This window comes from Enterobacter cloacae complex sp. 394I7, assembly GCF_057320345.1.
The window spans coordinates 44033-58047 of the sequence record NZ_JBXWCR010000012.1; the positions used below are offsets into that span (position 1 = coordinate 44033).

At 48.6% G+C, this 14015-nt stretch carries 16 protein-coding genes; 11 read left to right on the top strand and 5 right to left on the bottom strand.

Features of this window, described 5'->3' with window-relative positions; genetic code table 11:
• Nucleotides 1-325: 325 nt before the first annotated feature.
• From AC2FAP_RS22745 to AC2FAP_RS22755, 3 genes are all read left to right on the top strand, one after another.
• Entirely contained in the window at nt 326-883 is a 558-nt protein-coding gene (locus AC2FAP_RS22745; protein ID WP_014172345.1) for an OsmC family protein, read from the top strand.
• Nucleotides 884-1069: 186 nt separating this feature from the next.
• Nucleotides 1070-1639: a TetR/AcrR family transcriptional regulator gene (locus AC2FAP_RS22750; RefSeq protein WP_014172347.1), complete on the top strand. Its 570-nt coding sequence runs from the start codon at nt 1070-1072 to the stop codon at nt 1637-1639.
• Between the two features lie 16 nt (nt 1640-1655).
• Nucleotides 1656-1994 carry a carboxymuconolactone decarboxylase family protein gene (locus tag AC2FAP_RS22755; RefSeq protein ID WP_041163011.1) on the top strand — a complete coding sequence of 113 codons (339 nt, stop codon included), beginning with the start codon at nt 1656-1658 and terminating at the stop codon, nt 1992-1994.
• A 129-nt stretch (nt 1995-2123) separates the two neighbouring features.
• Here the strand turns inward: AC2FAP_RS22755 and AC2FAP_RS22760 are convergent, their stop codons facing one another.
• Complete coding sequence (locus AC2FAP_RS22760; RefSeq protein WP_232937875.1) at nt 2124-3026, bottom strand: LysR substrate-binding domain-containing protein; 903 nt, start codon at nt 3024-3026, stop codon at nt 2124-2126.
• A 140-nt stretch (nt 3027-3166) separates the two neighbouring features.
• Here AC2FAP_RS22760 and AC2FAP_RS22765 point away from each other — a divergent pair, with 140 nt between their 5' ends.
• Nucleotides 3167-4486, top strand: a complete 1320-nt coding sequence (locus AC2FAP_RS22765; RefSeq protein ID WP_014172351.1) for a 6-phospho-beta-glucosidase — start codon at nt 3167-3169, stop codon at nt 4484-4486.
• Between the two features lie 120 nt (nt 4487-4606).
• Here AC2FAP_RS22765 and AC2FAP_RS22770 read toward each other — a convergent pair whose 3' ends face one another.
• Nucleotides 4607-4936 carry a thioredoxin family protein gene (locus AC2FAP_RS22770; RefSeq protein ID WP_041163012.1) on the bottom strand — a complete coding sequence of 110 codons (330 nt, stop codon included), beginning with the start codon at nt 4934-4936 and terminating at the stop codon, nt 4607-4609.
• A gap of 357 nt (nt 4937-5293) precedes the next feature.
• On the opposite strand from AC2FAP_RS22770, the gene AC2FAP_RS22775 reads away from it, so the two are divergent.
• Entirely contained in the window at nt 5294-6091 is a 798-nt protein-coding gene (locus AC2FAP_RS22775; RefSeq protein WP_230682134.1) for a helix-turn-helix transcriptional regulator, read from the top strand.
• Here AC2FAP_RS22775 and AC2FAP_RS22780 read toward each other — a convergent pair.
• Nucleotides 6050-6613 carry a YbhB/YbcL family Raf kinase inhibitor-like protein gene (locus AC2FAP_RS22780; protein WP_014172354.1) on the bottom strand — a complete coding sequence of 188 codons (564 nt, stop codon included), beginning with the start codon at nt 6611-6613 and terminating at the stop codon, nt 6050-6052. The two genes, AC2FAP_RS22775 and AC2FAP_RS22780, sit on opposite strands and share 42 nt — an antisense overlap.
• A 363-nt stretch (nt 6614-6976) precedes the next feature.
• On the opposite strand from AC2FAP_RS22780, the gene AC2FAP_RS22785 reads away from it, so the two are divergent.
• The 4 genes from AC2FAP_RS22785 to AC2FAP_RS22800 all read left to right on the top strand — a co-directional run bounded on the left by AC2FAP_RS22785 (nt 6977) and on the right by AC2FAP_RS22800 (nt 10543).
• The gene (locus tag AC2FAP_RS22785) at nt 6977-8083 is read left to right on the top strand and encodes an alkene reductase (protein WP_014172356.1); all 1107 of its coding nucleotides are present in this window, start codon (nt 6977-6979) and stop codon (nt 8081-8083) included.
• 81 nt (nt 8084-8164) lie between these two features.
• On the top strand, nt 8165-8866 hold the full coding sequence (locus AC2FAP_RS22790; RefSeq protein WP_041163013.1) for a DsbA family oxidoreductase: 702 nt from the start codon (nt 8165-8167) through the stop codon (nt 8864-8866).
• Between the two features lie 63 nt (nt 8867-8929).
• Nucleotides 8930-9703 (top strand): SDR family NAD(P)-dependent oxidoreductase, encoded by a 774-nt coding sequence (locus AC2FAP_RS22795; RefSeq protein ID WP_014172358.1) that lies wholly within the window; start codon nt 8930-8932, stop codon nt 9701-9703.
• 87 nt (nt 9704-9790) lie between these two features.
• Nucleotides 9791-10543 carry an alpha/beta hydrolase family protein gene (locus tag AC2FAP_RS22800; RefSeq protein ID WP_041163026.1) on the top strand — a complete coding sequence of 251 codons (753 nt, stop codon included), beginning with the start codon at nt 9791-9793 and terminating at the stop codon, nt 10541-10543.
• Nucleotides 10544-10786: 243 nt separating this feature from the next.
• On the opposite strand, the gene AC2FAP_RS22805 is transcribed toward AC2FAP_RS22800, so the two are convergent.
• On the bottom strand, nt 10787-11281 hold the full coding sequence (locus tag AC2FAP_RS22805) for a thioredoxin family protein (protein ID WP_041163014.1): 495 nt from the start codon (nt 11279-11281) through the stop codon (nt 10787-10789).
• A gap of 187 nt (nt 11282-11468) precedes the next feature.
• Between AC2FAP_RS22805 and AC2FAP_RS22810 the strand changes: the two genes are divergently transcribed.
• Nucleotides 11469-12323, top strand: coding sequence for a DMT family transporter (locus tag AC2FAP_RS22810; RefSeq protein ID WP_014172362.1), 855 nt, complete (start codon nt 11469-11471; stop codon nt 12321-12323).
• A gap of 123 nt (nt 12324-12446) precedes the next feature.
• Nucleotides 12447-13676 (top strand): MalY/PatB family protein, encoded by a 1230-nt coding sequence (locus tag AC2FAP_RS22815; RefSeq protein WP_045343608.1) that lies wholly within the window; start codon nt 12447-12449, stop codon nt 13674-13676.
• A gap of 102 nt (nt 13677-13778) precedes the next feature.
• Here the strand turns inward: AC2FAP_RS22815 and AC2FAP_RS22820 are convergent, their stop codons facing one another.
• Entirely contained in the window at nt 13779-14000 is a 222-nt protein-coding gene (locus AC2FAP_RS22820) for a hypothetical protein (protein WP_127341621.1), read from the bottom strand.
• Between the last annotated feature and the right edge of the window lie 15 nt (nt 14001-14015).

Sequence of the window (14015 nt, forward strand, 5' to 3'; positions counted from 1 at the left end):
TGGAATGAGGGAATGAACTGACATCGGCACGGGTAATAGAAAAGCTCTGGATAACGGTAACTGACCGGGAGTTAAGGTGAGCTTTTTGAGTTGATGGTATTAAGGCGTTTTGTCTGATCACCGTAAACTGCCTTCGATAAAGCGATGTGGAGCGATTGACCAAGGCCATCTTCATCTAAATTCCGTTTAGATTTGGCTAGGGTTTCATAAATGCGTCAGAGGTAGTAGACAACATCTCATTTGGTGTGTAATCTACCATCTAGTTGGTTGAGTTTCGTTTTACTTAACCATTTATTAAATTCTGATTATATTTTGAGGAGTAAATATGACTAATTCAAAAAAACCTGTTGCTGACGCTAATGTTATTCGCAATACACGAGAAGCTATTCGCCAGCATCCGGAACTGGGTAATATCACGTTTAACATGAAGAGTCAGTCTAACGGTGGGGTATCCGTACGGGTGGAAACTCATGCGACGATTCAGAATGGTCAGGTTGATACCAGTCGCTCCGGCAAATTTGTAAATGTCGGCGATGAACCTGCTGAGTTGTCAGGTACTGATAGCGGTATGGGGCCTGCTGAGTACATTTTGCAGGCGCTTGCTGGCTGCTATACCGCAACGCTTACCGTGATGGCGGCAGAAAAAGGCATCGATCTTGACGGTATTGACCTTGATCTGAACTTTGACATCGATCTGAATGGCTTCCTGGGTCTTGACGATAAAATTCGTAAAGGGGCAAAAGGGATCCGAGTTGGCGTTAAACTATCCAGCCCAACGGCCAGCCGTGAACAGCTCGAAGAAATGGTTCGCGCCCTGCCAGCAAGTTCTCCAATCCACGATACCCTGGCGAATCCGGTTAACATTGATACCCGCCTGGTATAACAGGTAAACCTTAAAGAAGAAAATCTCTGCACCCAGTCATTTTACTCGACTTGTTGGCTGTTAGCCCCGGATGAAAACACGTTATCAGAAGAAGGTTGTATTGTTGTTCCTGGCTGAAGACCCTTGCAGGGAACATCCGTTGCAGATAAAATCTACCAACTAGTAGATTACAGGTATGAGGATTATATGTCAGTCATGACACGAGAAAGGCTTCTTAATGAAGCAGACCATCTGATGCGTGAACGGGGTTACTCTGCATTCAGCTATGCCGATTTGTCTAAGAGCATTGGTATCACCAAGGCCAGTATTCATCACCATTTCCCAACCAAAGACGTTTTGGGCGAACAAGTGGTGATTCAGGCCCATACCGATACCAAAAATCGATTTGAACAGATTGAAGCGACGGAGAATACGGTAGTGCAGATGCTTACCGCTTACGTGGAGCTTTTCATCGAGAGCTATCGCACGTCGCGTATGCCACTGTGCTGTGCATTGTCTGCGGAAATGGCCAATCTGCCACCGAATATCAGAGTACAGGCTACCGAATATTTCGATATGCAGATTGCCTGGTTGACCAGGATTGTCAGCCGTGGCGTTGATGCAGGGGAACTGACTGCTGACCTGCTGCCATCAAAAATGGCACTGCTTATTTTAAATTTATGCGAAGGTGCCAGCGTTGTTTCCCGGGCGATTAACAAGCCTGAGATTTTCAACGATACGCTTGAACAGATCCTAATGATTGTTAAAAGAAAATAATTCAGGAGATAACCCCATGTTAGACTGGAATGAATATCGCTCAGAAGTAATGGAACGTGTTGGTGAGCTGGGTAAACTGACCCCGGAAACGTTAAAAGGCGTCATGGCTCTGGGCAATGCCGGTAATAAGACCAACCTTCTTGGCGCGAAAATGCGTGAGTTAATCGCACTGGCTTGTGCGGTGACGACCCGCTGTGATGGTTGCATTGCTGTTCATGCAGAAGCTGCCGTCAAAGCCGGTGCAACAGAAGAAGAAATTGCTGAAGCCCTGGGTGTGGCAATCAACCTTAACGCAGGCGCTGCTGTCGTCTATTCAGCGCGTACGCTGGATGCGATTAAGCAAATGAAAGCGTAATATTTATCACGCTGAAAATAAAAAAGGGCATTACTGCCCTTTTTTCACTTCTGACATACATTTTCATCCAACTTTTTGGGATTAGGTCTGTTATGGCTTACATTACCCTTATCAGAACGAAAACAGACTTTATTCTTCGTTAAACACATTTCTTACCCATTCGGCCAAAGCCTGAACACCCGGTCGGTTAATGTTTTCTCGGGGCATAATGAGGTCATATCCTCGCCCGGCGGGTATTTCTATTTCAAAAGGGGCAACCAGTCGGCCCTCATCGAGGAAATGTCGAATGAGTCGTTTTCTGCCCATGATGATACCGCTGCCATTGAGTGCCGCTTCAATTGACATCTGACAGTTGTTGAAGCTTAAAAAATTATCTTCGACAGGCAGGTTTTTGCCAGAATCCCGGCACCATTCTCGCCATTCGGAAAAAACATTCTGTGAATCAACGGATTCAGACGTGTGGATAAATGGGACTTCAGCTAACCAATGGTTTGCTTGCCTGATTTTTTTTGCAAGAGATGGAATACAGACGGGAACCAGCGTCTCTTCAGATAACCGTTCGCAGTAGAGGTCGGGGTATTTTAGATTACTGTAGTAGATAGCGACGTCTACCCGTTCAAGATTAAAATCTACCAGACCGGCTCTTACTCTGAAATTGATATTCAGGCCGGGCCAGCGTTCGGTAAATACCGGTAAGTGCGGCATCAGCCAGAGAAAAGCGAAGGTAGGTGGAAGGCCGACTGACAAGGTTCCTCTCAACCCCTGCACGCGAATATCTTCTATTTCATCACTGATGCGTTTAAGTGAAAACGCGAGCACGCCAAGTAAACGCTCCCCTTCATCGGTTAACTGAAGCTTTCGGGTCATTCTGATAAAGAGTCTGAATCCGAGCATGGATTCAAGAGAGCGAATGCGTTGACTAACAGCACCTTGCGACAGATTGAGGGTAGTCGCCGCCTTAGTAAAGCTCATATGCAGTGCTGCCGTTTCAAACGTATGCAATAGTGCCAGCATGTTCTGTTGAGCGAGCATTCGTTATTTTCCTTCTAAATTTCTTTTATGCATTATTTACATTAATGCATACCCCGGAATTGATCGTTTGTCCACTAAGCCCATGTGCTCTTTAATTGACCCAACAGACGTCCTGACAACAACAATGAGGGGATAATCTTATGAAGGGTCTTAAGTTAGTGGTTATTGGAGCGGGTTCAAGCTATACACCTGAACTGATGGAAGGCATTATCAAACGTCAAAATGAATTTCCGATCCGCGAATTATGGCTGGTTGATATTGAGGATGGTCGTGAAAAAATGGCGATCATTGCGGCCCTAACCCGACGGATGCTGGAAAAAAATGGGCTGGATATTCCCGTTTATGAAACCCTTGACCGTAAAGAAGCACTGCCCGGTGCAGATTTTGTTTGCTCTCAGTTCAGGGCCGGCTGCCTTGAAGCGCGGATCAGCGACGAAAGGATATCACTGAAATATGACATGATCGGTCAGGAAACCAATGGTCTGGGTGGGTTTGCCAATGCATGCCGCACTATCCCGATTGCATTGGCTATAGCGAAAGAAATGGAACAACTGTGCCCGGATGCCTGGTTGCTGAACTTTACCAACCCATCGGGAATGGTCACCGAAGCGATACTGAAATACAGTAAAGTCAAAACCGTAGGGCTGTGCAATGTGCCTGTTATCATGCAAAAGGGTATTGCCAGTGCTTTAGGCGTCAGTGACATCAATGAATTCATCATGCAGGTCGCGGGACTTAATCACTTCATTTTTGCGCGCCATATATATCATGAAGGTAAGGATAAGCTTCCCCAGGTTATTGATCTGATTTCAGAGGGGAATGATCCGTTGGTGCCAAAAAATATTCCTCCTTTCAAATGGCCGGATCGGTTGTTGGCGAATATGGGAATGATTCCTTGCCCCTACCTGCGTTATTACTACATGAGCGACGACATGTACCGTCAGGAGCTTGGCGAAGCACGAGGGGAAGGTACTCGTGGTGAGATAGTAAAAGAGCTCGAAAGAGAGCTATTCGAAATTTATCGAAACCCGGAACTCTCCGAGAAACCGAAAGCGCTGGAAGGTCGGGGAGGGCAGTACTATTCGGATGCGGCATGTGAATTGATGAGCGCTATATATAATGACAAACGCATCATCATGCATGTCAATACGCGAAACAATGGTGCGATTGCGGACCTGCCGGATGACTGTGCGGTTGAGGTCAGTTCAATGATCACCCGTTCAGGACCTATACCATTGAATGTCGAACCTTTCCCAGAAGATGTACTTCGCCTGATTCAACTGATGAAAAGCTTTGAGCAATTGACCATTGAGGCAGCCATCAGTGGCAATCGATATACGGCATGGCGCGCTTTGGTCATCAATCCGTTGATCAAAAGCGGGCAACTGCTTGAAAATGCACTGGATGAAGTAATCGACCATAACAAAGCGCTAATGCCAGCCTTCCAGCACAATAACTAACGCTAAGCTGACTTGTCGACTTTTTTATAACTCAGCGGTTATCTCTCTGAGCGAGGGGTAACCGCTTGTCGATGAGGCATCAGATTGCTAAGAGACTTTTTAATCATACATAAAAGGATATTACTGCCCTTTTTTCAGCTCTGATAATGCTTGCTGATAAAACCCTGCCGATTTCACACCCGGTATACGCTTGACCAACTGCCCGTCCCTGAACATCAGTACGGACGGTAGTCCCCAAATTTTATATTTGGTGGTCAGTACCGGCGCCAGATCCACATTCACTTTGCCGACTTTGACGTCGCTTTCAATCTGTCCGACAAAATGGTTAAATATGTCTTCGCTCATCTGACAAGGTGGGCACCAGGGGGCAGAGAAGCGTACCACAGCAACTCCTTCATACCTTTCGATTTCTCTAAAATTATCTTCATTGTATAGAGTTAATTCACGCATCATTCACTCCTGTAGGATATAACCTAATATTGATTCTACCAACCAGTTGGTAGTTTTTTTTAACAAAAAAAGCTATCATCAACAGAATGTGTAGAAGCGAAGAAAATGCCTTTAGTTATCAATGTCTAATCGTCATCTTATATGAAAGGCGTTCTGAGGAGTATGATATTCACAGCATCTCAGTGAGAAAACTGATGTATTGTAAAAACGGGATTACTTTATAAAAAGCAAGCCCACCTATAAAATGTCGGACTACAGGACAGGCCTGTTCCTTTTCGGAAGGCGATGATGGAAAGAACACTATCCAGTCGTATTAATGTAGGGAGTACAGCGCATGTGCAGCATACGCAGCCCCTGATGATGCGTCATATCACCATTGATGAACCCACAATTATCCTGGTCCGGCATGGCAGGAAAATAATACGCTGGGCACAAAGGGAGATAAACCTGGAGGCTGGTGACGCAGTGGTTATCGGCGAGGGAGACTCTTTTGATATTATCAATACGCCATCACCTTTAACGGGTACGTACGAAGCATCATGGCTGAGTTTCTGTTCCGATTTCGTCCAAAACTACTGCTTCATGCATGCCCCACGTATGAGTATGAACGAAGCAAATAAAATGGCGGAGCCTGGTAACAGTTTTCGCAAGGCCTTTTATCACACTGCAGATGCCATTGCAGATACTGAAAACATACCTGAAAGTATTGTGGCCAGGCGTATGGAAGAAATGTTGAGTTGGCTGGATGAATACCACATTTTCTTCGCGTTGAAAAAACATACCGGACTTGCGATAAAAATCCGTAAACTCGTTGCAGCAGACATATCACAAGACTGGAATACTGCGCAAGTAGCGGCTGAATTTGGTATGTCCGCCACCACGCTGAGACGCCATCTGCATGCCGAAAATACGTCATTCACCCACCTCGTGACAGACATTCGCATGTGTCGCGCCCTGACACTTTTGCAGGTGACCGATCTTTCTGTCACCCGCATATCCCAAGAAGTCGGTTATGAAAATCCGTCTAAGTTTGCCGCAAGATTTCGAACCCGCTTCGGGTTCAGCCCCAGCCTGGTCCGGGTTTCCGGCCCGACCATCGGCAACCTGGCTGGGTTAGCGCCCCTGCGTAATCTGAAGGTGCGCTTCGCCCAGTGAGTTCGCTTTTGTCATAAAGCCGACCAGTGCGGGCGTTGAGTCTGCGGTTATTCCCGGAAGTTTGTCGACACGAAGTGCCGTCAGCGTGACCTCATAACGGTGCATTTCGCCCTTCGGTGGGCAAGGGCCACCATAACCCGGGATACCGAAATCAGTTCGGGTCTGAAGAGCCCCTTGCGGGAGATTTTTATTATCCGCCGTTATCCCAGCCGGTAACGAGTGAAGGGATGAGGGAATATTCACCACCTGCCAGTGGATCCAACCCAGACCTGTCGGCGCATCCCTGTCATAAATTTTAAGAGCGAAGCTTTGGGTTCCTGCCGGAGCACCGCTCCAGTTAAAAGAGGGGGCAATGTTTCCACCACTGCACCCAAATCCATAAGGTGTACTCAGTGTTTGGGCATCAGGGAAATATTTTTTTTCAAGCTCATGACTTGTCAGCGTAAAATCTGCAGCTAAAGCTACCTGGCTCGACAACGCGAGGTATATTGTACTCATAATGGTAAAGTTAAGTCTGGACATTCTCTCTTCTCCATAGGAACAAATATCATCCAGATAATAAGATTAGAGAAGGGCTTGCTGCCGCCCTGAGCCAGCCATTTTTAGCTCCATAGCGCTCAAGATTGGCATTTAAACCTTCTGATTTCACAGACTGATGGCTGTGCTAAGTGTGGCAACTCCCTTCACACATCACTCTCGTGTCCGCTTTCGGAGATAATGTAAAAGCATGTTTTGTGCTTTCCCTCTTGACCAATCAACTAGTAGATAGATATAGTGTGGGCATACGCTTAATGAGATTGGGAAACGACCTTCATCTCCCGACGCACTAAGTATTCACTCCGGCCCCTGCGGGGCTTTTCTCTCTTTCGCCTTGCGAGGTACACGATGAGTAAGTTGTTCACCCCCTACAATCTGTCAGGCATGCAGTTAAAAAACCGCGTGGTCATGGCCCCGATGACCCGCACACGCACAATGAACGACGTGCCAGATGACGTTGTTGCACTTTACTACGCCCAGCGCGCCTCTGCGGGTCTGCTTATCACCGAAGGCATGCCTGTTTCTGAGGAAGGGCGCGGCTATCTGTATACCCCAGGCATCTACAACGCTGCACACGTTCAGGGATGGCGCAAAGTGACCGATGCGGTACATGCGAAGGGTGGTCGTATTTTTGCTCAGCTGTGGCATGTGGGCCGGATGTCTCATACATCTCTTCAGCCTGGCAACATCGCGCCAGTTTCCGCCGGTACTGTACAGGCAGTTAACACCACGGTCTTTGCGCTGACCGAGTCTGGCGAACCGGGTCCTGTAGTTCCAAGCCAGCCGCGTGCGCTGGAAACCGAAGAAGTCCGCCGCGTTACTGCTGACTTTGTTCATTCAGCGCGTCTGGCAATGGAGGCCGGATTTGACGGCGTGGAAATCATGGCGGCGAACGGCTTCATTTTCGACCAGTTCCTCAGCAGTGAACTGAACTCACGAACTGATGAATACGGTGGCTCGGTGGAAAACCGTCAGCGGTTCCTGCTGGAAACGGTTGATGCCATCTCTGCGGCTATTGGTAGCAATAAGGTGGGCTTGCGCATTTCACCGTTCGGGCGTATTTACGACCTGGCACCTTATGAAGATGAAAAAGAGATTTGGGCCAGTATCGCTGCGGCCCTCGGCCAGCGTGAGCTGGCTTATGTGCACCTCTATTATCAGCCTGTTTATACCCAGGCTCCGGTTCCTGCCGGTTTCAAGGCCGCGTTCCGTAAAGCTCTGGGGGGCACGGTTATTGCCGCCGGCGGCTTCACCCGCGAGATTGCCGAAACTGCCCTTGAGGCAGACGAACTGGATCTTGTGGCGTTTGGCGTGCCGTTCATTGCCAACCCTGATCTGGTCGAAAGAATGCAGAACGGCTGGCCGCTGGCTGAAAGCGATCGCACGACGTATTACGGCGTGACGGGGTCGCCGGAAAAAGGCTACACCGATTATCCCGCCTGGCAAGCCAACTAACGTCACTCAGATGGTGGCATGTGCGGTGCCCACATAAAGAGGCACCGTCAGACGATATTCATGAGGTATTCAGGAGCCAATATGCAAACTCTTAAGCCGATTATTACGATAGATATTTGGTCAGATCTGGTCTGCCCATGGTGCTGGATTGCCAAAAAGCGTTTCGAACAGGGCCTTGCCGCCTTTGAACACAAGGAACAGGTCGTGGTCCGCCACCACAGTTTCCGTATCTCCGGCGACCGGCCGGCCGTGCCGTTCCGCAAAGCCCTTTACAAGAAGTTTGGCGGGGAACATGGGGCTGAACTGATGATGAATCAGGTGGGCACGGCCGGGAAGGCCGAAGGGCTCCAGTATAACTTTGACACCATGCTCTTTGGCGATACCGAAGATGCCCACACGCTGCTCGCTGCTGCACGTCACGCCAATATGGGCGACGCCATGGCAGAACGGTTTTATCAGGCCAGTGTGACTGAAGGGCGTTCCATTTTCGAACCGCAGGAGCTCATTGCGTTAGCTGTCGAAGTGGGCATGTCCAGAGCCGATGCCGAAGATGCCCTTGCAAATGAGGCTTTCCGTGCCTCGGTGGCTGAAGATGAAGCCTATGCCCGGTCGATCGGGGTCAGCGGTGTCCCGCTGTTCCTGCTCAATGAAAAATATGCCATCAGCGGCGCGCAATCTGCGGACAACTTCCTGAATGCTTTAAAGCAAGTCTGGGAGGAAAAAGCGGCTGAACTGGCACAAACCGACGGCCAGACCTGTGGCGCTGACGGTTGCAGTATCTGAAACCTGAACGAGCCGGCGGTATAGCTGCCGGCCACATCTACCCTGCAAATAACGGAGTTCAAAATGAGCGATTACTTTAAAGGCAAAAAACTGCTTGTCGTGGGTGGCACCAGCGGAATGGGGCTCGAAACGGCGCGTATGGTGCTGAAAGCCGGTGGTAGCGTGGTACTGACTGGTAATAAAAAAGACAAGGCAGAAGCGGTTCAGAAAGAGCTGAGCACGCTGGGTTCCGTGTCCGTAATTGCGGCAAACCTGATGACCGAAGAGGGCATGAACGCCATTCGTCAGGAGATTAATGCTAATCATCGCGATATTAGCCTAATGGTCAACGCGGCCGGGATCTTCATGCCGAAAGGCTTTACCGAGCATCTGGAAGCCGATTACGACATGTACCTGATGTTGAACCGGGCAACCTTCTTCATCACGCAGGACGTGGTGAAGAACATGCTGGCCGACGGCCGTGAAGGTGCTATCGTGAACGTGGGATCTATTGGCGCGCAAGCCGCACTCGGCGACTCACCAGCTTCCGCGTATTCCATGGCCAAAGCCGGCCTACACGCGCTTACGCGTAATCTGGCCATTGAACTGGCCAGCGCGGGTATCCGCGTGAACGCTGTCTCGCCAGGGATCGTGCATACCCCGATTTATGAAGGCTTCATGGCGAAAGAAGACATTGCCGGCGCAATGCAATCGCTGAATGCTTTCCATCCGCTGGGACGTGTCGGCACACCGGAAGATGTGGCCAATACCATCTTCTTCCTGTTGTCCGACAAAGCCTCCTGGGTGACTGGCGCAATCTGGGATGTCGATGCCGGTATCATGGCCGTTCGCAGATAAGTTTCTCGTAACCTCGCAAAGCCACCCCATGATGGGGTGGCTCATAGCCATTTTTTTTGTAATTCAGTCATGCTGAAAGTTAACGCAATGAAAAAATTAAAATTTACCTTCAAGAATGCAGAGGGTGAGGAACTTGCCGGGTTGCTTGAATTGCCAGAAAATCCAAAAGCCTTTGCCCTGCTGGCGCACTGCTTTACCTGCGGGAAAGATCTGAAGGGTGCTGCGCGCATTGCGAAGAAACTGACAGAAAATTCTATTGCTGTGCTTCGTTTTGATTTCACCGGGTTAGGCAACAGCGAAGGCGACTTTTCTAATACCAATTTTTCATCCAATATTTCCGATCTGCTATGCGCGGTAGATTATCTTCGTCGGGAATACGAGGCTCCTTCGCTGCTGATTGGTCACAGCCTTGGCGGTTCAGCAATTCTCTCTATTGCGGCCAAAGTTCCTGAGGCCAGAGCTGTCGTAACTATTGGTTCGCCAGGCGAATTGACGCATGTACAGCGGTTGTTCAAAGACAATATCGAAGATATCAGGAATCATGGCGCGTTTCCGGTCGAGCTTGCGGGGCGGGTATTCACGCTCAAAAAACAAATGCTGGATAATATTCAGGAGCATAAAATAGCGGAAAAGGTATTTACCATGAATAAGCCGCTGCTGATTTTTCATGCTCCCAATGATGATACCGTGCTGATTGAACAGGCAGAGAAAATTTTTAAAGCCGCCCGACACCCCAAAAGCTTTATCTCACTGGGCGAAGCTGATCATCTTCTGACGCATCCCCAGGATGCAGAATATGTCGCCGGGATTATCGTTGCCTGGAGTTCTGCTTACATTTAGAGGGCGAGAAAAGCATCGCGAAGCCGCAGGTGCTGTCGTTGGCCATAGAATAAATGGGCATACCATTTTGGTTGACATAGAAGACTGCGTCACATGCTTTGTTTACGCGCAAAAAAGCCCTGCTTATGTGCAGGGCTGAAATCAATGTTGCTAGAGTTTATTTTTATTATTTCCCTGGCACTGCTCAACATTCAGGCTTATTACCTGAATGTTGAGATTCATTAATTTAACTTTGTTGATCTCCTATTTTCCTGGAAAAATTGAAGTCACTTCACGGGCGGTCTCGGCCAGAAGCTCGCCGTTTTTGTAACTCTCGATCACTTCTCCGTTCTTGCCGGTAGCATTTTCAGGCCGTTCAATAAACTGCCCCAGCGGAGTCGCGTTTTCATCCAGTATCACCGCAAACGGAATTTTGACTTTTTCGACACCGAAGTGGGCTTTAAAGACGGCTTCCGCCTTATTGCGCGTAACGATGCCCAGACGAATTGCCGGCGCTGACGCGGCAACGGCATGGATAACGGGCAAGTTTTTATGACAGTCCGGGCACCACATTTCAGCTGCAACCAGAATGCTATACGAACCCGGAAGCTGGGAGAGCTTACTGATGACATCATCAGGTAATGCCTTGTTGGCAAGCACTTCAAAATGCCGCAATGCGTTGCGGTCTTCTTCTGATCCGCTGCCAACAAATTCGTTGTAATCTGATGCTGTTTCGAGCAGTTCTTTGAAATCCTTCATGGGTTTTCCTTTGTTAGGAACGGGTATACGACTACACATAAAACTGGCATTGATAAAGGCCAATGTTTCATGCATGACCTTAAGGGGCCAGCCATTTCGGGGGCTGGCTCTCGAAAGTAGATATTGTCATTCTATCTACTAATTGATAGATTAAAAGATATTTTGTTAATTCTGAGGCGTAAAGCTGATGGTGTGGTCTTTTGGATTCAAGATAGTGATAGCAATGATGGCATTCGCCGCCAATTCTGTGCTCTGTCGGGTTGCGTTGAAAGGCGAACATATTGATCCGGTGACATTCAGTGACCTTCGCCTGATTAGCGGGGCGGTGGTCTTGTTACCACTGTTGTTATGGCGTGAGGGGAAAAAGCAGGGCGTCTGGAGCATGAAAAGCGGGTTCTTTCTTATGGCCTACGCTCTGTGTTTCTCTCTTGCCTACATCCATTTGGATACCGGAACGGGGGCGTTGCTCTTATTTGGTGTTGTGCAACTGGCGATGGTGGCCCATGGTCTTTTCCATGGAGAAAGGCTGTCGTTTTCCAGAGCAACGGGGCTTGGGTTAGCTGTAGCTGGCATGGTTGCTCTTCTTTTACCGGGAGCCAAAGCGCCCCCCCTGGGCAGCGCTGTTCTGATGGCACTTTCTGGTCTTGCCTGGGCGGCCTACACCCTCTGCGGAAAGCGCTCTCCCGATGCTGTGCAGTCCACTGCGGCAAATTTCATCGTTGCTGTGCCTTTTGCCCTGGTGTTATCGCCGATTATTAGTCAGGGAGCGCACTTCGATAGCATCGGTATTCTCCTGGCATTATTCTCAGGTGCCGGTGCTTCTGCCGGAGCCTATGTCTTGTGGTATTCACTTTTACCTCGTCTTGAGTCTTTTGCTGCAAGTACGGTTCAGCTGAGTGTGCCCTGCCTGGCGATGCTGGGAGGCGTAACGTTTCTGGGCGAGTCACTCAGCCTCAGAATGGCGTTTTCAACCTTGGCAGTTCTTGCAGGAATTCTGTTGGTGATCAAGGCACCGGGTCAGAAAACACGGTACTGGCATTAACGTGCCAGTCATGACTCGCCCTCTATTAGCAGGTTTTTAGGCTTTAAAACCGTGGTATATCGGATCGTGAGCAAAATTTTGTGCGGCTATGACTTCTGTGAATAAACTAATCGGGTAACCTCTATGAAATATGATTTTGATGAAGTAGTGGACAGGACAGGGACAGATAGCTTAACCGTCGATGGCTGGCGCGAATATATGTTTGGTGCCTGTGAAGGAACTGTGCCGGAAGTGCCGTCCAATGGTTTTATAAACCTCTGGGTAGCAGACATGGCTTTTTCCACACCCGCGCCGGTGCTTGAAGCTATACGTTCCCGGTTAGATAAAAAAATTCTCGGCTACACACGCGTTTATGACAGGGATTATTATGATATTTTTGGGGCTTGGTGTGAAAGGAATTACGGATACCGGTTTCAGGAGGAAAACATTGTTTTCTCCCCCGGTATCATTCCTGCGCTTAACCGACTGGTACCGTTGCTCACCCATAAAGAAGACAGCATCCTTATCCTGACCCCTTCTTACGCACCGTTTAAAAAAGCCGGAGACTATAGCGGTCGTCGCGTCGTCGAATGTCCGCTTAAAAATAACCAAGGTCACTGGACACCAGATTTCGAGGCGATGGAACAAGCTCTGTGTGATGAACAGAAACGGATTAAAGTCTTCTTCCTCTGTAACCCACATAATCCTACCGGGCGCGTCTGGCGACACGATGAGCTACAGAGAATGATTGCCTTATGCATTAAGCATGATGTTTGGGTGATTTCTGATGAAATCCACTGTGATTTATCCCGCTCGGGCGTCCGGCATATCCCCGCGGCGTCAGTTTTTCCTGAAAATCATAAAATTATCACCTGCATGTCTACCAGCAAAACGTTTAACTTGGCGGGTAATCTGCTGGCAAACATAATGATCCCCGATGCCTCCGTAAGAGCAAACTGGCTTCGACTGTATGATGATTTTATCTCTCCACTGAGCCTCGTAGCTAACAAGGCCGCCTGGTCCGAGTGTGACGAGTGGTTGACACAGGTCAGATACTATATTGATGAAAACTTTCTTTATTTGAAGAGCTACCTTTACACATACCATCCTCAGGTTAGGTTTTTGATACCCGAAGGGACATATCTTGCCTGGATTGATATATCTCCTCTCATGAATGTTAGCAATCAGAGCGATATAACCCTGTTCTTTGCCAGGTATGCTGGTGTACTGCTTGAAGGGGGGGGGATGTTTGTCGGTAATGGCGACGGGCATATACGCCTCAACCTGGCATGCCCCCGCGCTATGCTGGCTGAGGGGCTCAGACGCATAAGTAAGGTATTAAGCGGTAGTTCAGTCAAGACTACTGAATCTTAACCAAAACGAAGCTGGCTGAAGTGCAACATAATGCAAAAATTTGGCAATGTAGCGATAGCGACTGTATTGCCTAAAACAATCGTGCGGAGGCATATACACACGTCAATCGAAACCAGGAAGTTTGGCTGGGCTTGTATCAACCGGAAAGAGCCATCCTACTGAAATGTATTTGGGAAAAACAAGGTTAGCATAATTAAAGACTTTGCCCGTTTCTTCGATGCCCTCACGGTAGGAGGAAACGGGGAAACTATTGCTGCAAAACATATATGGATTGCCATCAACGAAGATCCCCGCCATCCCTTCATTACGGGAGCGGGTGAACATCAATCAGTCATCTTT

Bases quoted from the DNA above. Each gene is read 5' to 3' on its own strand.
- AC2FAP_RS22745 (WP_014172345.1), top strand. From the start codon at position 326: ATGACTAATTCAAAAAAACCTGTTGCTGACGCTAATGTTATTCGCAAT.
- AC2FAP_RS22750 (WP_014172347.1), top strand. From the start codon at position 1,070: ATGTCAGTCATGACACGAGAAAGGCTTCTTAATGAAGCAGACCATCTG.
- AC2FAP_RS22755 (WP_041163011.1), top strand. From the start codon at position 1,656: ATGTTAGACTGGAATGAATATCGCTCAGAAGTAATGGAACGTGTTGGT.
- AC2FAP_RS22760 (WP_232937875.1), bottom strand. From the start codon at position 3,026: ATGCTCGCTCAACAGAACATGCTGGCACTATTGCATACGTTTGAAACG.
- AC2FAP_RS22765 (WP_014172351.1), top strand. From the start codon at position 3,167: ATGAAGGGTCTTAAGTTAGTGGTTATTGGAGCGGGTTCAAGCTATACA.
- AC2FAP_RS22770 (WP_041163012.1), bottom strand. From the start codon at position 4,936: ATGCGTGAATTAACTCTATACAATGAAGATAATTTTAGAGAAATCGAA.
- AC2FAP_RS22775 (WP_230682134.1), top strand. From the start codon at position 5,294: ATGATGCGTCATATCACCATTGATGAACCCACAATTATCCTGGTCCGG.
- AC2FAP_RS22780 (WP_014172354.1), bottom strand. From the start codon at position 6,613: ATGTCCAGACTTAACTTTACCATTATGAGTACAATATACCTCGCGTTG.
- AC2FAP_RS22785 (WP_014172356.1), top strand. From the start codon at position 6,977: ATGAGTAAGTTGTTCACCCCCTACAATCTGTCAGGCATGCAGTTAAAA.
- AC2FAP_RS22790 (WP_041163013.1), top strand. From the start codon at position 8,165: ATGCAAACTCTTAAGCCGATTATTACGATAGATATTTGGTCAGATCTG.
- AC2FAP_RS22795 (WP_014172358.1), top strand. From the start codon at position 8,930: ATGAGCGATTACTTTAAAGGCAAAAAACTGCTTGTCGTGGGTGGCACC.
- AC2FAP_RS22800 (WP_041163026.1), top strand. From the start codon at position 9,791: ATGAAAAAATTAAAATTTACCTTCAAGAATGCAGAGGGTGAGGAACTT.
- AC2FAP_RS22805 (WP_041163014.1), bottom strand. From the start codon at position 11,281: ATGAAGGATTTCAAAGAACTGCTCGAAACAGCATCAGATTACAACGAA.
- AC2FAP_RS22810 (WP_014172362.1), top strand. From the start codon at position 11,469: ATGGTGTGGTCTTTTGGATTCAAGATAGTGATAGCAATGATGGCATTC.
- AC2FAP_RS22815 (WP_045343608.1), top strand. From the start codon at position 12,447: ATGAAATATGATTTTGATGAAGTAGTGGACAGGACAGGGACAGATAGC.
- AC2FAP_RS22820 (WP_127341621.1), bottom strand. From the start codon at position 14,000: ATGTTCACCCGCTCCCGTAATGAAGGGATGGCGGGGATCTTCGTTGAT.